The organism is Williamsia sp. SKLECPSW1, from assembly GCF_054332755.1.
This window is the reverse complement of sequence record NZ_JBTGLI010000002.1, coordinates 207,901-228,507: the sequence shown is the minus strand read 5'-3', so window position 1 is coordinate 228,507 and position 20,607 is coordinate 207,901. Positions and strand designations below refer to the sequence as shown.

Annotated in this window: 17 protein-coding genes and 1 riboswitch; of the genes, 9 read left to right on the top strand and 8 right to left on the bottom strand. The window is 71.1% G+C overall.

All coding sequences use genetic code 11. From position 1 onward, the window contains the following. Positions 1–4 precede the first annotated feature (4 nt). Positions 5–1,174 (bottom strand): precorrin-3B synthase, encoded by a 1,170-nt coding sequence (gene cobG / locus ACXVUM_RS16920; RefSeq protein ID WP_458523095.1) that lies wholly within the window; start codon positions 1,172–1,174, stop codon positions 5–7. Further along, a riboswitch (cobalamin riboswitch) is annotated at positions 1,170–1,304 on the top strand. It overlaps the preceding gene by 5 nt. A 30-nt stretch (positions 1,305–1,334) precedes the next feature. Here cobG and cobN point away from each other — a divergent pair. The 5 genes from cobN to ACXVUM_RS16895 all read left to right on the top strand — a co-directional run bounded on the left by cobN (position 1,335) and on the right by ACXVUM_RS16895 (position 9,635). Further along, the gene (gene cobN, locus ACXVUM_RS16915) at positions 1,335–4,937 is read left to right on the top strand and encodes a cobaltochelatase subunit CobN (protein ID WP_458523094.1); all 3,603 of its coding nucleotides are present in this window, start codon (positions 1,335–1,337) and stop codon (positions 4,935–4,937) included. Positions 4,938–5,012: 75 nt separating this feature from the next. Further along, on the top strand, positions 5,013–5,483 hold the full coding sequence (locus ACXVUM_RS16910; RefSeq protein ID WP_458523093.1) for an FxsA family protein: 471 nt from the start codon (positions 5,013–5,015) through the stop codon (positions 5,481–5,483). Between the two features lie 36 nt (positions 5,484–5,519). Beyond that, positions 5,520–7,130 (top strand): amidohydrolase, encoded by a 1,611-nt coding sequence (locus ACXVUM_RS16905; protein ID WP_458523092.1) that lies wholly within the window; start codon positions 5,520–5,522, stop codon positions 7,128–7,130. Positions 7,131–7,234: 104 nt separating this feature from the next. After that, the gene (gene lnt, locus ACXVUM_RS16900; RefSeq protein WP_458523539.1) at positions 7,235–8,821 is read left to right on the top strand and encodes an apolipoprotein N-acyltransferase; all 1,587 of its coding nucleotides are present in this window, start codon (positions 7,235–7,237) and stop codon (positions 8,819–8,821) included. Further along, positions 8,802–9,635, top strand: coding sequence for a polyprenol monophosphomannose synthase (locus tag ACXVUM_RS16895; protein ID WP_458523091.1), 834 nt, complete (start codon positions 8,802–8,804; stop codon positions 9,633–9,635). The genes lnt and ACXVUM_RS16895 overlap by 20 nt, the downstream gene beginning before the upstream one ends. A 65-nt stretch (positions 9,636–9,700) precedes the next feature. Here ACXVUM_RS16895 and ACXVUM_RS16890 read toward each other — a convergent pair whose 3' ends face one another. After that, the gene (locus ACXVUM_RS16890; RefSeq protein ID WP_253648109.1) at positions 9,701–10,048 is read right to left on the bottom strand and encodes an RNA polymerase-binding protein RbpA; all 348 of its coding nucleotides are present in this window, start codon (positions 10,046–10,048) and stop codon (positions 9,701–9,703) included. Positions 10,049–10,235: 187 nt separating this feature from the next. Between ACXVUM_RS16890 and ACXVUM_RS16885 the strand changes: the two genes are divergently transcribed. After that, complete coding sequence (locus tag ACXVUM_RS16885) at positions 10,236–10,571, top strand: hypothetical protein (RefSeq protein ID WP_458523090.1); 336 nt, start codon at positions 10,236–10,238, stop codon at positions 10,569–10,571. Between the two features lie 10 nt (positions 10,572–10,581). Here ACXVUM_RS16885 and ACXVUM_RS16880 read toward each other — a convergent pair whose 3' ends face one another. From ACXVUM_RS16880 to ACXVUM_RS16855, 6 genes are read right to left on the bottom strand one after another with little or no spacing between them, the layout of a single operon-like run. Further along, entirely contained in the window at positions 10,582–11,826 is a 1,245-nt protein-coding gene (locus tag ACXVUM_RS16880) for a TerD family protein (protein WP_458523089.1), read from the bottom strand. Then, positions 11,823–12,680, bottom strand: coding sequence for an HAD hydrolase family protein (locus tag ACXVUM_RS16875; RefSeq protein ID WP_458523088.1), 858 nt, complete (start codon positions 12,678–12,680; stop codon positions 11,823–11,825). The genes ACXVUM_RS16880 and ACXVUM_RS16875 overlap by 4 nt, the downstream gene beginning before the upstream one ends. Beyond that, a complete protein-coding gene (locus ACXVUM_RS16870) occupies positions 12,677–13,792 on the bottom strand; it encodes a cysteine protease StiP family protein (RefSeq protein ID WP_458523087.1) in 1,116 nt (371 codons plus the stop codon). The genes ACXVUM_RS16875 and ACXVUM_RS16870 overlap by 4 nt, the downstream gene beginning before the upstream one ends. Continuing rightward, positions 13,789–15,057: a phosphoribosyltransferase family protein gene (locus ACXVUM_RS16865; protein ID WP_458523086.1), complete on the bottom strand. Its 1,269-nt coding sequence runs from the start codon at positions 15,055–15,057 to the stop codon at positions 13,789–13,791. Before ACXVUM_RS16865 ends, ACXVUM_RS16870 begins: the two co-directional genes overlap by 4 nt. After that, positions 15,054–16,286 (bottom strand): HpcH/HpaI aldolase/citrate lyase family protein, encoded by a 1,233-nt coding sequence (locus tag ACXVUM_RS16860; RefSeq protein ID WP_458523085.1) that lies wholly within the window; start codon positions 16,284–16,286, stop codon positions 15,054–15,056. The genes ACXVUM_RS16865 and ACXVUM_RS16860 overlap by 4 nt, the downstream gene beginning before the upstream one ends. Continuing rightward, on the bottom strand, positions 16,283–17,488 hold the full coding sequence (locus ACXVUM_RS16855; RefSeq protein WP_458523084.1) for a hypothetical protein: 1,206 nt from the start codon (positions 17,486–17,488) through the stop codon (positions 16,283–16,285). Before ACXVUM_RS16855 ends, ACXVUM_RS16860 begins: the two co-directional genes overlap by 4 nt. Positions 17,489–17,676: 188 nt before the next feature. On the opposite strand from ACXVUM_RS16855, the gene ACXVUM_RS16850 reads away from it, so the two are divergent. From ACXVUM_RS16850 to ACXVUM_RS16840, 3 genes are all read left to right on the top strand, one after another. Next, complete coding sequence (locus ACXVUM_RS16850; RefSeq protein ID WP_458523083.1) at positions 17,677–18,252, top strand: TerD family protein; 576 nt, start codon at positions 17,677–17,679, stop codon at positions 18,250–18,252. Between the two features lie 95 nt (positions 18,253–18,347). After that, complete coding sequence (locus ACXVUM_RS16845; protein ID WP_458523082.1) at positions 18,348–19,466, top strand: DUF475 domain-containing protein; 1,119 nt, start codon at positions 18,348–18,350, stop codon at positions 19,464–19,466. Between the two features lie 21 nt (positions 19,467–19,487). Continuing rightward, entirely contained in the window at positions 19,488–20,600 is a 1,113-nt protein-coding gene (locus ACXVUM_RS16840) for a ferredoxin reductase (RefSeq protein WP_458523081.1), read from the top strand. Positions 20,601–20,607: the final 7 nt, after the last annotated feature.

Genomic DNA, 20,607 nt, shown 5'->3' with positions numbered 1-20,607 from the left:
CACCCTAGAGGGGCCCCGACGACGGCTTCTCACCCGTCCGGCGGCGGGTGTAGCCGTCCGGGCCGGCGACGACCCGCAGGTGGGGGCCGTGCGGGCTTCCGCAGCCCCGGTCGCAGCCGACCCAGTGTTCGCGGTCGTCGAGCGAGTCGGGGTCGGCCGACGCCACGTGATCCACCAGGTCGCCCCGGACGTCGGCATGCGAGCGGGAGCAGCCGGGTGCCCCCGCGCAGGCGCTCACCCGCGCCCACGGTGAGGTCGCGTCGTAGATGACGCCCATCGGCGCGAGAACCCTCACCACCGTCTCCGCGACCCCGTCGGCGAGATCACAGACCAGCACCTCGCGGTCGGGGGTGATGACGATCGGGTGGTCGACGGCGGCGAGGAACTCGGCCGTGCGGGCCGGGATCCGGGCGAGTTCGACGACCGCGCCGAGCATCACCGCGCCGTCGTCCTGGTCCATCCAGCCGACCAGCGGGCCGTCGTGCGGGACCACGGGGAGGGGCTCACCGACCGCCGGCCGGGTCGCGTCGTCCACCGATCCGATCAGCACGTCCAGCTCGACGGCGTCGAGGTCGGCGATCCGCCAGCGGTCACCCCGCAGGCCGACGAACCGGCGGGCGACGTCGAGGAGCGCCGCCACCGCCCCGTCCGAGGCGACGAGCCGGCCGGTGCGCACGCCGCCGAGGATCACCTCGACCGTCGACGGGTCGACGGCGAGCACCCCCACGTCCGGACGGTGCGCGAGGACGTCGCCGTGACCGTCGTCGAGTCCGAAGAGGAAGCGACCGGGCAACTGCGCGAGCGCGAGGTCGTCGAGGAGCGCCGTGTCGAGGTCGCGGGCCAGGCCGCGGACGTCGCCGCGACCACCGATACGTCCGGAGAGCGGCGAGACCATCGTGTTGCGCACCCGGTCGTGTGCGCCCGACGGGAGCAGCCCCGCGTCGCGTAGTCCGGCGATGGCCTGGTCGTCGACATCCGCGAGGCCGCGGACCTGGATGTTCGCCCGCCCGGTCAGCTCGAGGTGACCGTCACCGTGGTCCGCCGCGAACTGCGCCAGTGCCTGCATCTGCGGCGGGGTCACCGCACCCCCGGGCAGCCGGATCCGTGCCACGAGACCGTCGGCCGCCGGGTGCGGATCGAGCACGCCGGGGCAGCGGTCGCTCGGTCGGGACATCACTCCAGGCTAGGGTGATGCCATCCGAACGGGTATTCGGGAAGCCGGTGGGACTCCGGCACGGTCGCGCCACTGTGTGATGTCGCCGGACGACATCGAGTCAGACCCCTGCCCGGTCACCGTCGAGCATCGGGCGCGAGAACCCGGTCGGGAGGCTTCGTTGATCGTCCTGCTGTCCACCTCGGACACCGACCTCATCACCGCGAAGGCGTCGGGCGCCGACTATCGGGTCGCCAACCCCGCGCGCCTGCTGCCCGAGTCCGACATCCCGGTGGTGCTCGACGGCGCCGACCTCGTCGTCGTCCGCATCCTCGGTGGTCGTCGCGCCTGGGAGGAGGGCCTCGACGCCGTCCTCGCCCAGGGTCTGCCGACGGTGGTCCTGTCCGGTGAGCAGTTGCCCGACCCCGACCTGATGTCGCTGTCGACGGTGCCGGGCGGCGTCGCCGCGGAGGCGCACAACTACCTCGCTCAGGGCGGTGTCGACAACCTCGTCTCGCTGCACGGCTTCCTCTCCGACACCGTCCTGATGACCGGCGCCGTCTTCGCGCCGCCGACGGTCACCCCGCACTGGGGTGTGCTCGAGCGCCCCGCGTCCGACGACACCCACGACGGCCCGACCGTCGCGGTGCTCTTCTACCGGGCCCAGCATCTCGCCGGGAACGTCGGCTACATCCATGCACTGTGCGATGCGATCGAGGCCCGCGGCGCCCGCTCGTTGCCGATCTTCTGTGCCTCGCTGCGTACCGCACCCGACGACCTGATCGACACCCTCGGTCAGGCCGACGCGCTGGTCGTCACCGTTCTCGCCGCCGGTGGCGCGGTCCCCGCGACCGCCTCGGCGGGGGAGGACGACGACGCCTGGAACATCGAGCGGCTCGCCTCCCTGGACGTGCCGATCCTGCAGGGGCTGTGTCTGACGTCGTCGCGGGCAGCGTGGGACGAGAACGACGACGGACTCTCGCCGCTCGACGTCGCCACCCAGGTCGCCGTCCCGGAGTTCGACGGTCGGATCATCACCGTCCCGTTCTCGTTCAAGGAGTTCGGTGACGACGGCCTGCCCTGGTATGCCCCCGACCACGAACGGTGCGCGCGCGTCGCCGGCATCGCGACGTCCTACGCCCGTCTGCGGTCCACACCGCCGCAGCAGCGGCGGATCGCGATCATGTTGTCCGCGTATCCCACCAAGCACGCGCGCATAGGCAACGCCGTCGGGCTCGACACACCCGCGAGCGTGCTCGCGCTGCTGCGGGCGATGCGCGACGCCGGTTACGACATCGGACCGGAGTCCGGCCCGGACGCCATCCCCGGCCTCGCCGAGAACGACTCGGATGCGCTGATCCACTCCCTGATCGCCGCCGGTGGGCAGGACCCCGACTGGCTCACCGAGGACGCCCTCGCGGCCAATCCCGTCCGTCTGTCGGCGCAGCACTACCGGCCGTGGTTCGACTCCCTCGATCCCGGTTTGCGGGACGCCGTCGCCGAGCACTGGGGCGCGGCACCGGGGCAGCTGTACGTCGACCGCACCGCGAACGCCGACGGCGACGTCGTCATCGCGGCGAAGACCTTCGGCAACGTCGTGCTGATGGTCCAGCCGCCCCGTGGCTTCGGTGAGAACCCGGTCGCGATCTACCACGATCCGGACCTGCCGCCCTCGCATCACTATCTGGCGTGCTATCGCTGGGTAGCCGACCGCGACAACGGGTTCGGCGCCGACGCGGTCGTACATGTCGGCAAGCACGGCAACCTGGAATGGCTGCCCGGCAAGACCCTCGGGATGTCCGCTGCGTGCGGGACCGACGCGGCGATCGGTGATCTGCCGCTGATCTACCCGTTCCTCGTCAACGACCCCGGCGAGGGGACCCAGGCGAAGCGACGTGCACACGCGACCCTCGTCGACCACCTCATCCCGCCGATGGCGCGGGCCGAGAGCTACGGCGACATCGCACGCCTGGAGCAACTGCTCGACGAGCACGCCAACATCTCCACCCTCGACCCGTCGAAGCTGCCCGCGATCCGCCAGCAGATCTGGACGCTGCTGCAGGCGGCGAAGATGGACTCCGACCTCGGCCTCACCGAACGCCCCGACGAGGACGTGTTCGACGACATGCTGCTGCACGTCGACGGCTGGCTCTGTGAGATCAAGGACGTGCAGATCCGCGACGGTCTGCACGTGCTGGGGTCCCCGCCGGCCGACGACGTCGAGGTCGACCTCGTCCTGGCGATGCTGCGCGCCCGACAGCTGTGGGGCGGCACCCGCAGCCTGCCGGGTCTGCGTGAGGCCCTCGGGCTCGCCGAGGGGGAGGCGTCCCGCGACGACACCGACCGCGTCGAGACAGTCGCCCGCGAACTCGTCGCCGCCTGCGGTAAGGCCGACTGGTCCCGGGAGGAGGTCGCGACCGTCGCGGCCGATCACCCCGCCGCCGTCGGTGAGATCCTCGACTTCGCGGCGACCGAGGTGGTGCCGCGACTGCGTCAGACCGACCAGGAGGTGGCGCGCGTCCTGCACGCCCTCGACGGCGGGTTCATCCCCGCCGGACCCAGCGGGTCACCGCTGCGCGGCCTGATCAACGTCCTGCCGACCGGTCGAAACTTCTACTCCGTCGACCCCAAGGCGGTGCCGTCCCGCCTGGCGTGGGAGACCGGTCGCGCCATGGCCGACTCCCTGCTGGAGCGATACCTCGCCGACCACGGCGAGTACCCCCGGTCGGTGGGCCTGTCGGTGTGGGGGACCAGCGCCATGCGCACGTCAGGCGACGACATCGCCGAGGTCCTCGCCCTGATGGGTGTCATGCCGATCTGGGACGAGGCGTCGCGCCGGGTCCGCGACCTCGAGGTGATCGGGCTCGACGAGCTCGGACGCCCTCGCATCGACGTGACCGTCCGCATCTCCGGGTTCTTCCGGGACGCCTTCCCGCACGTGGTGACCATGCTCGACGACGCGGTACAGCTCGTGTCGGACCTCGAGGAGCCCGACGAGCAGAACTTCGTCGCCGCGCACACCCGTGCCGACGTCGCCGACCACGGCGACCACCGTCGGGCCACGACGCGTGTGTTCGGGTCGAAGCCGGGGACCTACGGCGCCGGCCTCCTGCAACTCATCGACTCCAAGCAGTGGCGTACCGACGAGGACATGGCGCAGGTCTACACCGCGTGGGGTGGCTACGCCTACGGACGCGGTCTCGACGGCGTCGCCGCCGTCGACGACATGCGCTCGGCATATCGACGTATCGCGGTGGCCGCGAAGAACACCGACACCCGCGAACACGACATCGCCGACTCCGACGACTACTTCCAGTACCACGGCGGCATGGTGGCCACGGTGCGCGCGCTGACCGGCCGATCGCCGGAGGCCTACATCGGGGACAGCACGCGTCCCGACACCGTGAAGACCCGCACGCTCTCGGAGGAGACGTCCCGCGTCTTCCGTGCGCGTGTCGTCAACCCGCGGTGGATCGCCGCGATGCAGCGCCACGGGTACAAGGGTGCGTTCGAGATGGCGGCCACCGTCGACTACCTGTTCGGCTACGACGCGACCACCGACGTGGTGGCCGACTGGATGTACGAGCAACTCGCGGAGTCCTACGTCTTCGACGAGACCAACCGGGAGTTCATGGCGAAATCCAACCCGTGGGCGCTGCACGGCATCGCCGAGCGTCTGCTCGAGGCGTCCGGACGTGAGATGTGGAAGAACCCCGACCCGGAGACCCTGGGGCGGCTGCAGCAGGTCTTCCTCGAGACCGAAGGCGACATCGAGGGCGGCTGACCGCCGATCGAGCCCGTCCGGGTACGAATTCGTCGACGACGGGAGAAAATCGGGCGTCCCGGTCGTTGGAGGGACATGAAGCTCGCAGTGTTCGTCGGATACCTGGCCGTGGAGATCGCGGCTTTCGTCGGTCTGGTCTGGGCCATCGGATTCTGGTGGACGCTGTTGCTCACCCTGGTCGCGATCGTCGTCGGCTTCGCGTTGCTGAGACGTCAGGGTGCCAAGGTGTTCGCCGATCTGCGTCTCGCGCAGGCGGGGTCCGCGGCATCGGCCCGATCTCTCACCGACGCTGCGCTGCTCGCCTTCGCCACGGTCCTGTTGTTCGTCCCGGGCCTGGTGAGCACGGTCGCGGGGATCCTGCTCCTGCTTCCCCCGGTGCGCGCGGTCGCGCGTCCCGCGGTCGCCGCCGTCGGTGCACGACGGATGGCCCGCGTCGTCGAGCGTTTCGGGCCGATGACCGGCGGCGGGGTCACCGTCGTCGAGGGCGAGGTGGTAGACCCGACCGGTCCCGCCGGCCCGACCGACCCCCGGTACCGCCTGCGCTGACGAACGCCCGGACGTCGCAGGGCAGACTGGTCCCTCGTGGGAACGCAACTGTTCGTCGGGGGGCACGTCTACACGCCCGCGGCCCCGGATGCCACCGCCATCGCGGTCACCGACGGTGTCGTGTCATGGGTGGGTACCGACGACGTCGGACGGGCGCTGCACCCCGGTGTGGACGTCGACGACCTCGGTGGGGCGTTCGTCGCACCGGCGTTCGTGGACTCACACGTCCACCTCACCTCGACCGGTCTGGCACTCGACGGGCTCGACCTCGACGACGCCCGGGACCGTCACGAGTGCCTCGACCGGTTGCGACGGCACGTCGCCACCGTCGACCCCGGTGAACTGGTGTGGGGCCTGGGGTGGGACTCGTCCCGCTGGGCCGACGACACCCCACCGTCGACCGACGAGATCGACGCCGTCGTCGGCGATCGGCCGGTGTATCTCGCGCGCATCGACGAGCACTCCGCCGTCGCGTCGTCGGCGCTGCGGCTCATCGCCGGCGGTCTCGCCGACGCGGCCGGATTCCACCCGCAGCTGCCGCTGACCGCGGAGGCCCACCATCTCGTCCGTGCGGCAGCGCGCGAACTCCTCAGCTCGGGACACCGCAGACGGGCACAGCGCCGGGCCCTCGACGACGCGCTCGCCCACGGTGTCGTGGCCGTCCACGAGAACGGCGGCCCCGACATCAGCGGTCTCAACGACCTCGCCGCTCTGGCCGACCTCGACCATCCGGTCGAGGTGCGCCGCTACTGGGGTCAGGCCGTCACCGATGCCGACGACGCACGATCCCTCCTGCACGCGACCGGTGCGCACGGCCTCGCCGGTGACCTGTTCATCGACGGGGCGATCGGCTCGCACACGGCCTGGCTCTGCGCGCCCTACACCGACGACCCTGCCAACGTCGGCGTCTCCTACCTCGACGACGACGCCGTGCACGCGCACCTGCGGGCGTGCACCGAGGCCGGTGTGCAGGCCGGGTTCCACCTCATCGGCGACGCCGCGACCCGAAGCCTCGTGCGAGCGGTGGACCTCGTCGCCGCGGAGTTCGGCTCGGTGGCGGTGGCCCGGTGCTCGCATCGCGTCGAACACGCCGAGATGGTCGACGCCGAGGGTGCCCGCATCCTCGCGCAGGCCGGGATCACGGCGAGCATGCAACCGCTCTTCGACGCGCTCTGGGGAGGGCCGGGCGAGCTGTACGAGCAGCGCCTCGGCGTACCGCGGGGGACCGAGCTGAACGACTTCGCGGCGCTGGCCCGCGCAGGTGTGGCGCTCGCCTTCAGCTCCGACTCCCCGGTCACCGCCATCGACCCCTGGTCCCAGATCCGAGCGTCGGTGCACCATCACAACCCGCTCAGCGCCGTGTCGCCGCGCGCGGCGTTCGCGGCCTGTACCCGCGGTGGATGGCGTGCCGCCGGGCAGCGCGACCCGATGCTGGGGACACTCGTCCCCGGGGCACCCGCCGACATCGCCATCTGGGAGGTCGGCGACCTCGTGACCGCGGGCTCGGCGGAATCGGTCCAGCGCTGGTCGACCGACCCCCGCTCGCGGACACCTCCACTGCCCGACGTCACCCCGGGCGTCGATCTCCCGACGTGCCTGCGCGTGCTGCGCGGCGGAGTCGAGATCTACCGACGGTCGGGATCGTGACCGCGACGTCCACGCGACCGGAGGCGACGACGCCGCCCGCGTCCCGCCGCCCCGCGGTGACGGTGCTGGTGCGGCTGGCGGCGTCGGCGGCCGGCGGCGTCGCGATGTGGGGAGCGTTCCCGCCCCGCAACCTGTGGTGGCTCGCCATCGTCAGCCTGGCCGCGTTGTACGCGGCCTTGGCCTGCGGTCGACCCCGAGCACGGGTCGGGGCGCTCTGCGGTCTGGTGTTCGGCCTCTGTTTCTGGCTGCCGTTGTTGCCGTGGATCGGTGTCTACGTGGGTCCGCTGCCGTGGATCGCGCTCGCCGTCGCCCTCGCGATCTATTGCGCCGGGTTCGGGGCCCTGGCCACCGTCACGATGCGGCTCCCGCTCGCCCCACTGTGGTTCGGGGTGACGTGGATCGCGGTCGAGTGGGCACGGTCGTCGTTCCCGTTCGGTGGGTTCCCCTGGGGTGCGACAGCTTTCGGTCAGGTCGGCAGTCCGCTGCTGCCCGTCGCGGCACTCGGCGGTGTACCGCTGCTCGGTCTGGCGGTCGCGATGACCGCAGCCGGTCTCGCCGAGATCGTCCGTGCCGTGGTGACCCGCGGTCGCCGTTCGTGGCCGTCGGTGATCCGGATGTCGGCGGCCGCCGCGCTGTGCGCCGTCGCGGGACCCGTCGTCGCGGCCGCGATGTGGCCGTCGGTGCACGCCGCGGACCGGACCGGTCCGGCCTCGTCGCGCATCACCGTGGCAGCCGTGCAGGGCAACGTCCCGCGTCTCGGGCTCGACTTCGCGGCCCAGCGACGCGCCGTGCTCGACAACCATGTCCGGGAGACGCTGCGTCTCGCCGACGCGGTCCGTGCGGGCCGGGTCGCCCGCCCCGACGTCGTCCTGTGGCCGGAGAACGCCTCCGACGTCGACCCGTTGAGCAACGACGACGCGGCGACGGAGATCACGGCAGCCTCCGAGGCGGTCGGGGCGCCGATCCTCGTCGGAACCCTGATCATGAACCCCGACGGCCGACCCACCAACACCGTGCTGACCTGGGACGGCGATCGTGGTCCCGTCGGTCGCTACGACAAGCACATCGTGCAGCCGTTCGGGGAGTACCTGCCGTGGCGGTCGTTCTTCCGTCACTTCTCCTCATACGCCGACCAGGCGGGCAACTTCCGCGCCGGCACGGGGCGGTCGGTACTCGACGTGCCGGTGGCCGGGCGCGCCGCTGCCGTCCCGATCGGCGTGTCGACGTGCTGGGAGATCGCGTTCGACCGCTCACCGCGCTCGGCGGTCGACGAGGGTGCGCAGATGCTCTACGTGCCGACCAACAACGCCACCTTCGGCCGCACGCAGATGACCTACCAGCAGCTCGCGATGTCGCAGGTCCGCGCGGTGGAGCTCGGTCGGAGCGTGGTGGTGGCCGCCACGACCGGGGTCAGCGCGGTCGTCGCACCCGACGGACGCCTCGAGCAGCGCTCGCGGTTCTTCACCCCGGCGGTGCTGTCCGCCGACATCACCCTGCGCACACAGATGACACCGGCCGCGCGGCTGGGGGCCGCGCCGCAGGCGACGATCGTCGTGATCGCGATCGGCGGATTTTTGGTGGCACTCGCCTGCCGTACTAAGTTGGGGAAACGTTTGCGCCGGGCCCCCCGCGCCGACGGCACATCCGGTGCCCACATTGCCGAGGAGATCGATGACACCACGGACCCCTGACACGTCGGAGCCGGCGGACCCGTCGGCATCGGCCGGGGCGCCCGCGACGGTCGGACCCGACGGGTCCGGCGCGCTGGTCATCATCCCGACCTACAACGAACGTGAGAACCTTCCCCTCATCGTCGAGCGCCTGCAGGGCGCGTTGACGGGAGTGCACATCCTCGTCGTCGACGACGGCAGCCCCGACGGCACCGGCCGACTCGCCGACGACCTCGCCGAGGCCGACGGCCGCGACCGACCGGCCACCCGCATCCACGTCATGCACCGCGCGGAGAAGAGCGGCCTGGGTGGTGCGTACATCGCCGGGTTCGGGTGGGGACTGGAGCGCGACTACGCGGTGCTGGTCGAGATGGACGCCGACGGCAGCCACGCGCCCGAGCAACTGCACCGGCTGCTGGAGGGGATCAACGGCGGCAGCGACCTCGTGATCGGCTCGCGGTACGTGCCCGGAGGTGCGCTGGTCAACTGGCCGCTGCGTCGCAAGTTGCTGTCCCAGGGCGCGAACACCTACTCCCGTCTGGCGCTGGGTGTGCAGGTCCGAGACATCACCGCGGGATACCGGGCCTATCGCCGTGAGGTGCTGCAGAAGATCGACCTCGAGTCGGTCGACTCGCACGGCTACTGCTTCCAGATCGACCTCGCGTGGCGCGCGATCCAGGCCGGTTTCCGTGTGTCCGAGGTGCCCATCACCTTCACCGAACGCGAGATCGGTGAGTCGAAGATGAGCGGCGAGGTCATCGGCGAGGCGTTCATGAAGGTCCTCGAGTGGGGGATGGCGCACCGCGTCGAGAAGTTCCGTCGCCGCACACGCTGATCCGATGACGCGAGAAGGGCCCCGGCGTGTGCCGGGGCCCTTCTCGTCGTCTCAGGTGCGGTGTGTCAGCTCGCGGACACACCCCGACGGCGCTGCTTCAGCAGCTCCAGGCGCTCGTTGAGCAGTTCTTCCAACTCGGCCTCACTGCGGCGCTCGAGCAGCATGTCCCAGTGGGTGCGCGGCGGCTTGACCTTCTTCTCCTCGGGCTCGGCGCCCTCGAGGATGGTGCCCTCCATACCGTTCTTGCACGGCCAGGTGGACGGGATCTCCGCGTCGTCGGCGAACGGCACGTCGAAGATCTCGCCGTTGTCGGTGCGGTACTGCACGATGCGACGCGGCGCGAGGTCGTGGTCGCGGTCGGTCTCGTAGCTGACGGCTCCGAGTCGGCTGCCGCGGAGTACTCGATCTGCCATGGGAAGGTCCTTCCTGCGATGTGCTCGTGATGGTGTCGGGGCGGGTGATCGGACGCTCGGGCGTCGGACCCGACGACCCGTCGGGGGTCATCGTGGCCGGACACGACTGTCACAGAGCAGAACAGGGACATACTACGCTTCCGCGCCGTCGCATCCCACCCGGCGCAGCACCGGTATCGTGCGCCCGGTGGAGACACGCACCCGACGTCGCCCGCAGGCCTGCGGATGGTGCGGTCAGCCCGTCCCGGACTCCGGGGTGGGGCGACGGCGGCGCTACTGCAAGCAGTCCTGCCGCCAACGTGCCTACGAGCAGCGATCGGTCACCCAGGGGACCTCGGTTCCCGAGGACGCCCTCATCCTGAGTCGCACCGAGGCGGACGACCTGGTCGACCGGCTGTTCACGCTGCGGTGCGCGGCCGAGGACGTCGCGACCGCCGTCGCCGAGGACGCGCCGCACACCGAACTGGCCCAGCTGTGCGCCGCGTTGCTCGACCGTGCCGCCGAGGCCGAACGCCTGCGCTGACCCTCCGGGATCAGAGGAAGCGTTCCACCTGCTTGGCGGCCTCGCCCGGATGGCGGGCCTGGATTCCGTCGCCGATCGCCTGCAGTGACCAACCGGACTCCGAGCGTGCGACCTTGGCCATCACGATGCCGGTGAACGGCATCCCACCGGCGAGGGTGTAGCGGGCGAGTTCGTGACCGGTCGTCTCGTCGACGAGACGGCAGAACGCGTTCTCGACCTGTTCGAACGTGTGGCCCTGGTAGGAGGTGACCACGAACAGCAGCTGCGTGACCGCCGGCGGGACGCGCGTCAGGTCGACGTCGATCACCTCGTCGTCGCCCTCACCCTCACCGGTCAGGTTGTCGCCGTGGTGTCGGATCGAGCCGTCCTTGCTGACGAGCTGCCCGTAGTACGCCAGATCTCCGAGCCGGGTCCCCGCGTACATCATCGCCGAGGCGTCGAGGTCGATGTTCTGGCCGCGTCCGCCGCCGAACAACCCGCGCTTGGTGACCACGGGGTCCCAGCCCAACCCCATCCGGATGTGTGTGAGTGCGACCCCGCCGTCCTTCTTCAACGAGACCCGCTGGCCCTTGGCCAGGCTCACCGGTCGGTCCTTGCTCAGGCTGACCTCGCCGCTCGATGCCGTCGGCCAGGGCTGCGATCCGTTCGGTGCCGCGGGAGCCGGTGCGGGAGGAGGCGGGGTCGGTGTCGGGGGTGGGGTCGGTGTCGGGGGTGGGGTCGCGGCAGCCGGTCTGGCGGGGGCGGGAGTGGGCGTGGACGCAGGGGTGGGGGCGTCGTCGACGGACACGCCGTGGTCGGTGACCAGCGCCGCGAAGCCACCGGCATATCCCTGACCGACAGCGCGGATCTTCCAGGCGTCGCCGCGGCGGTACACCTCGGCGGCGATGACGATCGACTCGGTCGCCAGACCGTCGATGCGGTACTCGTAGGTCTCCGGCCCCGAGACGATCCGGGTGACCGGCGGGGCGATCGCGCCGAACGTCCCCGCGTCGAGGGTGATCACCGCGCGGATCTGGTCGATGTCGGAGGGGATCGCACCGAGATCGATCCGCAGGCTGCCGCCACCGCCGGGCGTCAGCGTCACGCCGGGCGCCGACGGCTGGTTGTAGAACACGAAGTCGGCGTCGGAGCGGACCTTGCCGGTGGAGGTCACCAGCAGCGCGGAGAGGTCGGCCGCGGCCGCCACCTGCACCGTGATCTCCACACCGGCCGCCGGGAGCGGCCCGTTCTGTCCCTTGGTCAACGCGGTCGTCATCGGTCCCCATCTCGGTCGTCGTCGTCGGCGGGTGGGTGGTGGTCCGTGCGGACGCACGGGTCGGCGCTCCAGGCGAGCAGTGCGGTGACGATCTCCTCGGAGGCCGTCACACCGGCACTGCTCGAAACGGACAACGTCGAATGGTGCCACGAGAGTTCCTCGAGCTCACCGTGGCGCGGTCGGATCGCCCGATGCGCGTGCTCCAGCATGGGCCGGTCGAGTGCACCGTCACCGGCCGCGAACACCCGGTCAGCCGGGACACCGGTCCGTTGCGCGATCTCGGCCACCGCCGACCACTTGGTCACCGCGTCGGGCATCAGGTAGACCTTGCGGCCCTGGCGGGAGACGTTCCAGCCGCCGCTCGACGCCCAGGATCCCCACCGCTCGACGAGGTCGTCGGGTGCGGCCGTCGGGTCGATCACCGCGTAGCAGAACAGGTCGTCGGCGATCCGCGCGCTGCGCAGCCACGTCGGGTCCGCGTCCGCGGTCATCCTGCCGTGGACGACGGCTGTCGGCAGGGCATCGGCGACGGACGCGTCGATCCGGCTGCGCCACGTCGGATCCGGTGTGCCGTCGACGAGGATCTCGCCGCCGTTCGCGGCGACGGCGAACGGCTTCGGGGGGCCGGGCAGCCGCACCCGGTGGTACTGCGTCACGGTCCTGGTGGTCACGGGGACCACGGTGGCGTGGTCGTCGAGGCGCGCGAGCAACTCCACGGTCCTGGGGCTCATGTACGAGATGGACCGTCCGTCCAGGCGTTCGACGCAGAGCAGGTCGGCGGTGGGCGTGCCCGCCGCTGCCGGGGAGAAGATCAGTGTGCGGTCGAGGTCGACGGCGGCGAGCGCGCGCGTCACTGCGTCGACTCCCGGATGAGCCCCACCGCGGCGTAGGCCAGGTCGGGGACGGACTCGACGGGGACGTCGCGCGCGGCGGCGAGGACCAGGATGTGCCGCAGCGCGGGATCCTCGGGGTCGCGGACGAGGACGCGCCACGGCACCCGTCGGAGCAGGACCCTCGTCGTCTCGCCGACCCCGGGCTTGACGAAGTTCACCGACGAGATGCCGTAGCGGTCACGGATGTGTTCCACCGATCGCCACCCGCTGAACGTGGGGGTGCGGTCGGAGCCGCGGACCGCCGCGACCCGGTCGTCGACACCGCCCGCGACCGCGGGGAACCGCGCGGAGACGGTGTCGAGCAGGTGGTTCGACACGTCGTCGGCGGCGAGTTCGCGGTAGAACTTCGCACCGTGGAACGCGCCGGGCGCGAGCAGCCGGTCGTTCAGGACGGTCCGCGACACCAGACCCGACACGGTGGAGTTCAGGCACGCGGATGCGATCAGGAAGTCGTCGCGGGTCCCGAAGGTGCGTACGCAGTGGCCGGGGTCGGCGAGGACGGCCAGATCGGGATCGCATCGCGGACCGCCGGCGCGCGCGAGCTCGTCGAGTGCCGCGGCCAGCTCGCGCGCGATCGCACCCTTGCCCGTCCACCCGTCGACGAACACGATGTCCGACGGCCGGTGTCGCGCCGCGAGCCACCGCACGGCGGCCGCGTCGATGCCGCGGTCGCGGACGATGGACAACGCGAGGTGCGGCAGATCGACCCCGTGGCGGAACCGGGCCCATCGGCGCATCAGGATGCCGATCGGGGTGCCCGCCCGGGCCAACGAGGCGAGCACGATCCGCTCCCCGCGCTCGGCGAGGACGAGATCGGTGACCGTCGCCACCGCCGCCGCGAGAACGTCGGCCGTCTCCTGCAGCACGTCCTCGAACAGGGCGCGGTAGGCGGCGTCGGGCTGGAACTCGTGGGGGAGCGACTCGGCGTAGTGGGCCGTTCCGGCCTGGATGGCCGCCTCCCGCTCGGCGATGTCGGCCTCGAGGTCGACGTCGGACAGATCGGTGAGCAACCAGCCCACCTCGTCGGGGGCGTAGCTGCCGAAACCGGCGCCGCGCAACGGCTCCTGTGTCATCGGCCTGCCGCCGACCGTGCGCGTGCCAGGCCGTCGAACGACGCGCCTCCCGCGACCAGCACCAGCAGGTCGCGCCCGTCGGCGGTGAGGGCGTCCGCGACACCGCCGGGTGCGACGAGCGTCGGGGTGTCGGCGGGCGGGTCCACCACGAGGACCCGCTGGGTCGCGGGATCGTCGGCTGCGGCGTTGTAGAGGTGCCGGGTGCCGTGACGGCCCCGCGCCCGATCGGGTTCCGGCGCGGTGAAACGGAACCCGCGACGCAACGGGTACCCCTCGTGGAGGCTGACGTAGGCGGGGGAGCGGGTCGTGGTCTGCGAGGTCACCGCCATCCCGCGCCGCTCCAGGTCGGCCGCGATGCGCTGCGGCAGGTACATGAACTCCTCGTGACCGATCACGAGAACCGGGCGCGCCGGGTCGAGGTGCTCCGCGACGGCGTCGGCCACGGCGCCTGTCGCACGGTCGAACTCGTCCGCCTCGTCCTCGAGCATCCCGTGGCGCCCGCTGTCGGGGACGTGGGCAGGCCACGGTGTGCCGATGCGGGTGAGGCGTCCCGGCCCGCCCGGATGTGGTGCGGTGCGGGGCGGGTCGGGCAGGTGCGTGACGCGGTCGACGAGGTCTGCCGGGATGATCGCGGATCCGGTTGCCAACGAGACGAACTCGACGCGGACCCCGGCCCGATGGGCCAGCTCGGCGCAGCGTGCACGATCGGCGTCGGTGCGCAGGTCCACCAACGCCGCCACCACCCACGACGACGCGCGGACGGTCGCCTGCAGAGCGGCGACCGCAGCGATCGCGGTGGTGCCCGAGGAGATCTCGTCGTCGACCAGCACACACGGCGCGCCCGGAGGGACGAGTGTGCGGGACGTGGGTTGGACGAGATGGTCGGTGGCGTGCGAGTGGCCCTCGACGAACCGGGCCGTCGTGGGCACGGCCGGTACCGCCCGACGGGTCGACTGGAGGTACACCTGTGCGCGCATCCGACGAGCGACACCGTGGCCCAGGCCGGTCGCGGTCTCGGCGAATCCGAAGACCGCCGGCGAACCCTCGCCCGGGTCGAGCACACCGGCCGCGTGGTCGGCGAGGGCAGCGGCGGCCACGGCGATCCGCGACGGCGAGACGGGGATGTGTTTGCCCAGGACGGTCGACACCCAGAGGTGGGCACGGCGCGGGTTGCGGCGCAGGCCCGGTCGTACGAGGTCGGCAACCGACCACCCGGGCAGCGCGCCGACGGGGGTGACCGTCAGGCCCCGAACCGGGTCGGTCACCGGTCGACCACCGCGGTGAGCACCTCGATGATGCCCACCTCGGGCCGCGTCACGCCGAACGCCTCTGCCCGCAGCAGTGTTCGCACCGCCCAGTTCCGGTGCGGGCGGCGCTCGTTCATCTTGTTGCGATAGCTCGACGCGAGCACGCCACCCTCGACGTCGTCCGTGCCGAACGGGTCGCCGTCCTCGGCCCGCCCGAGCACGGCCAGGGCGTCGACGTACTCCTCGTGACTCACGGTGCTCGTGGCGTTCACGACGTTGACATGCGTGGGGTGGATGACGGTCTTGCCCAGCAGTCCGTTCGCCCGGTCGAGGACGATCTCGCGGAGCATGCCGTCGAGGTCGCGACTGACGAGGTGCCGACGGAACCGCACCGCGTCGAGTTCCTCGAACGGGGTGTTGCGCAACAACGGTCGGAACATGCGCTCGTGGGCGTTGTAGTACTCCCAGACGGGGCCGGTGATGGTGAACCCCGTGCCGTCGTGCCGCCCGAGGACGGTGACGACCTCGGCGATGACCGACGCGACGGGGTGGACGTCGTAGATCGTCAGATCGGGGTCGCGACGGATCCCGAAGGTACCGCTGAGATCGGTCGCCCCGATGCGGACGGCGAGGATCCGCTCGCGGTGCTCGGCGAGGAGGCCCGCGATGCCGGCAAGCTCCTGGGCACGGGTGTCGGGGTGCACCACACGCGCGGACTCGATGATCGGCATCGCGTAGAGCGGCCCGTGCGGGGTCGGTGGGGCGGCGGCGATCCGCTCGAGATGCGCCGGGCCGTTGTCGGTGCCGAACTTCGGGAGGGCGAATCCGCTGAGCGCATCGGCCCCCGCGCCGACACCGGCGAGCACGGCGTCGATCTGCTCGGCCGAGCGCACGCGGACGAAGACCATCGGCGCCCCGGCGGTCTGAGCGAGGTCGTCGAGGGTGGCGATCACAGACGCGAGTCCGGCCGCGACCTCGTCGTCGGGGACCGCGTCCTCCAGATCGAGGACGACCGACGTCGTCCCGGCCTCGGCCGCGCGTGTCACCGACCCGGTGAGGTCCGCACGGACGGCCGGGATGTACAGCGTCGCACCCAGCGCGGCGGCAACCTGGTCACGCGGCCCGCCGAGCGCGACCGGGCGGGGTCGACGGTGGAAGAGACGGTCGCGTTCGGTGTCCCCGAGCAGGGGGAAGTGGGTGACCGTACGCGCCGACGGCACCCGGTCCCGGCGGGCCTCGACGGTCATCGCGCGCCGGACTTGATCTTGGTGACGACGTCGGCGACGAACTCGGCGACGGAGTCCAGTTCCTCGACATAGGCGAGATAGTCGGGATGGCGCCCGGTCAGACCGGCGACCGCGAGGTCGACGCGACGGGCGGCGGCGTCGATCACCGACCCCCAGCGCGGCACCACACGTCGGTCCACCGCGAGGAGCTGCGCGTCGCGGATGGCGAAGCGTGTCCGTTGCTCGACCGCCCCGGGGTCGTCGCGCACCGAGCGCAACAGCTCGAGGCGGTCGGTGACACCGTCGACGTAGGCTTCCGCACGAGCCAGATCCTCACGGGCGGCGGCGATCTCGACGGACGCTGCGTCGGGGTGCGACGCGGCCTTCGCCGCGGCGGCACGGATGTGCTCGTCGGCCACGTCGAGCGCCTCCCGACCGCGACGGTCGTCGCCGACGACGTCCTCGGAGCACGCGGCGGAGAACTCGCGCAGGAGTGCCGAGTACGCATCCGGCAGACGTTCGGCGCGGGTGGCCGCGGCCGATCGTCGTGTCCGGACCGACGCCAGGGCACGGGTCACCTCTCCGGCGCGCCCCGGTGCGCGCTCGATCGCGGTACGCAGCGCCTGGGTCGCGGCGACGAGACGCTCGGTCGCACCGGCCGTCTCGGCGTCGGTGCCCTGCGTGCGCGCCCGGGCGAGCCCGTCGCGGGCGGCCTCGGTGTCGGCGACGGCCGACCGCACCGACGCGTAGTCCTGCGCCTCGGCAGGAAGTCCCGTGACGGCGGCGAGCGCCTCGTCGGCGGACCGGGACGCCTGCGTCGCGCGGGTGGGCACCGCCGCGGCCGCGGACCGCGAGTGCTCGATGGCGGTCGCGTACCGGTCGTAGAAGCTGTCCAGGCGGGTGGCCTGCTCCCGCAGTGCGGCGGTGCACCGGTCGATGTCGACCTGCGACGGCTGCGGGGCCGGTGCCCCGACGTCGGGTTCGGCGCTCAGGCGCAGATAGTCGTCGATGGTGGCGTAGACCTCGTCCCGCACCGGGCCGAAGGCGTCGACGAGGTCGGGGTGCAGGCGGAGAGCGCGGGCGGCGTCGACACCGTCGTCGATCACCGACAGCCGACGGTCGAGATCCAGGAACACCCGCACCATCTCGGCGCGAGCGGCCGCCGCCGGACCATCGGACGGGCCGGCGGTGCGTGCGTCGCGCCGGAACCACCCACTGACCACCCTGCAGATCGTACTGGTGCCCACCCGTGGCACGTCGGGCCGCGCCCGCAGGTCAGTCGGTCGGGTGATGACCCGGATGTCGGGTTCCCGCGTACCGTGGTGGCGTCGATGGGGGTGACCGGAACCGGACACCCCGCCGCACAGTGACCCCGCCCCGGGGGAGTCCCGGACGGCGAGAAAGGACCGACATGGGCGTCAGTTTGAGCAAGGGCGGCAACGTCTCCCTCACCAAGGAGGCACCGAACATGACCGCGGTGACGGTGGGCCTCGGGTGGGACATCCGCACCACCACCGGAGCCGACTTCGACCTCGACGCGAGTGCGATCGCGGTCGGCACCGACAAGAAGGTGCTGTCGGACAAGCACTTCGTCTTCTTCAACAACCTGACGTCCCCGGACGGCTCCATCGAGCACACCGGCGACAACCTCACCGGAGAGGGCGAGGGCGACGACGAGGCCATCAAGGTCAACCTCGCGGCCGTGCCGCCGGAGGTCGACTCGATCGTCTTCCCCGTCTCCATCTACGACGCCGACTCGCGCTCGCAGTCGTTCGGTCAGGTCCGCAACGCGTTCATCCGCGTCGTCGACCAGTCGAACAACTCCGAGATCGCGCGCTACGACCTGTCGGAGGACGCGTCCACCGAGACGGCCATGGTGTTCGGTGAGCTCTACCGCAACGGTTCGGAGTGGAAGTTCCGTGCGGTCGGTCAGGGGTACGCCTCCGGTTTGGCGGGAATCGCCCGCGACTACGGTGTGAACGTCTGACGACCAGCACCACCCAACTCGTCGGCACAGCCCGGGGGAGGCACCGCATCCGGTGTCCCCCGGGCTGTGCCGCGCCATCGGAAAGGCCCACATCCGTGGTAGTCCGCATCTTCGGGATCTCGGTCGCCGTGACCGTCGTGTCCCTCGTCGTGGCGTTCGTCTACGGCAGTTGGGAAGCCGTCGCCCTCTGCGCCATCCTCGGCGTGTTGGAGGTGTCGCTGTCCTTCGACAACGCCGTCATCAACGCCACCGTGTTGGAACGGATGAGCGAGTTCTGGCAGAAGATCTTCCTCACCGTGGGCATCCTGATCGCGGTCTTCGGCATGCGCCTGCTCTTCCCGCTCGTGATCGTCTGGATCACGGCCGGCCTCAACCCCGTCCGCGCCTTCGATCTCGCGATGAACCCGCCGGCGGCGGGGTCGGGGCAGGAGTCCTACGAGCAGATCCTGACCGACGCGCATCCGCAGATCGCGGCGTTCGGCGGGATGTTCCTGTTCATGCTCTTCCTCAACTTCATCCTCTCCGAGCGGGAGACGACCTGGCTGAACTGGCTGGAGAAGCCGCTGCTGGCCGTCGGCCGCCTCGACCAGCTCGCCGTCGTCATCGCCGGGGGCACGCTGGTCCTGGTCGCGGAGTTCCTCGCCGACGACACCCACCGCGCCACCATCCTCATCGCGGGGACGTTGGGCATGATCACCTACATCACCGTCGACGGTCTGGGTTCGCTGTTCCACACCGAACAGATCGACGAGGTCGCGGGAGAGGACGGCGCAGCCGGTGCGACTGCCGCCCGGGGCCCGTCGGCGGCGGTGAAGGCGACCGGGAAGGCCGCGTTCTTCCTGTTCCTCTACCTCGAGGTGCTCGACGCGTCGTTCTCGTTCGACGGAGTCATCGGCGCGTTCGCGATCACCGCGGATCCGATCATCATCGCCCTGGGTCTGGGCTTCATCGGCGCGATGTTCGTCCGGTCGATCACCATCTACCTGGTCCGCACCGGCACGCTCGCGGAGTACCGGTACCTCGAACACGGGGCGCACTGGGCGATCGGTGCGCTGGCCGTCATCCTGTTCGTGTCGATCGAGTACCACATCAACGAGATCATCACCGGCCTCGTCGGTGTCGCCTTCATCGGCGCCGCGTTGATCAGCAGCATCGCGGCGAACCGGCGCGAGAGCGCCGAGGAGCCCACCCCCGACCGGACCCCGGTCGGCTAGGACGACGAGGAGACCGCGACGATGGACCTGCTCAGATGGAGTCGACGTCCGGCCGAAGGGATCGCAGCGACCACCTCGCACGCCCCGGTGATCCGAGGGCTGCTGGCGCGCGCGACGACACCGCTGTTGCCCGACGACTACCTGCACCTGCTGAACCCGTTGTGGTCGGCGCGGGAACTGCGCGGTCGGGTGATCTCGGTCCGCAAGGAGACCGCGGATTCGGCGACGGTCGAGATCGAGACCGGATGGGGCTTCTCGCACGACTATCACGCAGGTCAGTACGTGGGGATCGGGATCCAGATCGGCGGACGCTGGCATTGGCGGTCGTACTCGCTCACGTCGATCGGCACCGCGAAGCACAAGCGGATCACCGTGACGGTGAAGGCCAACCCCGACGGATTCCTGTCGTCGCACCTCGTCGACGGCCTGGCGGAGGGCACCGTCATCCGACTGGCCCCGCCGCGCGGTGACTTCGTCCTGCCGAACCCGCCGCCCGAGCGGCTGCTCTTCATCACCGCAGGAAGCGGGATCACACCGGTGATGGCGATGCTGCGGAGCCTGCGCGACCGCGGCACGCTCCCCGACGTCGTGCACGTCCACTCCGCGCCGACCCGCGACGAGGTGATCTTCGCCGACGAGCTGGACGAGCTCACGCGCACAGCCGACTCGTACACGCTGCACCTGCAGTTGACCCGCGAGATGGGCAAGGTCGATCTCGGGGCACTCGACGAGATCGTGCCCGACTGGCGAGAACGGTCGGCCTGGGCGTGCGGGCCGGTCCGCATGCTCGACGACGTCGAACGCACCTTCGGCGAGGCCGGTGTGGCGGACAACCTGCACATCGAACGATTCGCCATCGACCGCGGCGACGTGCGCGGTGAGGGCGGCACACTCACCTTCACCCGATCGGAGCGCTCCACCGAGATCGACGGCGCCACGACCATCCTCGAGGCGGGTGAATCCCTCGGTGTGGCAATGCCGTTCGGATGCCGGATGGGTATCTGCCAGTCCTGCGTCGTACCGCTCGCGCAGGGACACACGCGGGACCTCCGCTCCGGCGAGGAGCATCGCGAGGGGGAACGCATCCAGACGTGCGTGTCGACCGTGTCCGGCGCATGCGCCATCGATCTGTGACCGGACC

What these genes read in the sequence shown, in the direction of transcription:
- cobG (WP_458523095.1), bottom strand. Translation starts at nt 1,174, where the DNA reads ATGTCCCGACCGAGCGACCGCTGCCCCGGCGTGCTCGATCCGCACCCG.
- ACXVUM_RS16910 (WP_458523093.1), top strand. Translation starts at nt 5,013, where the DNA reads ATGAAGCTCGCAGTGTTCGTCGGATACCTGGCCGTGGAGATCGCGGCT.
- lnt (WP_458523539.1), top strand. Translation starts at nt 7,235, where the DNA reads ATGTGGGGAGCGTTCCCGCCCCGCAACCTGTGGTGGCTCGCCATCGTC.
- ACXVUM_RS16895 (WP_458523091.1), top strand. Translation starts at nt 8,802, where the DNA reads ATGACACCACGGACCCCTGACACGTCGGAGCCGGCGGACCCGTCGGCA.
- ACXVUM_RS16890 (WP_253648109.1), bottom strand. Translation starts at nt 10,048, where the DNA reads ATGGCAGATCGAGTACTCCGCGGCAGCCGACTCGGAGCCGTCAGCTAC.
- ACXVUM_RS16880 (WP_458523089.1), bottom strand. Translation starts at nt 11,826, where the DNA reads ATGACGACCGCGTTGACCAAGGGACAGAACGGGCCGCTCCCGGCGGCC.
- ACXVUM_RS16870 (WP_458523087.1), bottom strand. Translation starts at nt 13,792, where the DNA reads ATGACACAGGAGCCGTTGCGCGGCGCCGGTTTCGGCAGCTACGCCCCC.
- ACXVUM_RS16860 (WP_458523085.1), bottom strand. Translation starts at nt 16,286, where the DNA reads ATGACCGTCGAGGCCCGCCGGGACCGGGTGCCGTCGGCGCGTACGGTC.
- ACXVUM_RS16850 (WP_458523083.1), top strand. Translation starts at nt 17,677, where the DNA reads ATGGGCGTCAGTTTGAGCAAGGGCGGCAACGTCTCCCTCACCAAGGAG.
- ACXVUM_RS16840 (WP_458523081.1), top strand. Translation starts at nt 19,488, where the DNA reads ATGGACCTGCTCAGATGGAGTCGACGTCCGGCCGAAGGGATCGCAGCG.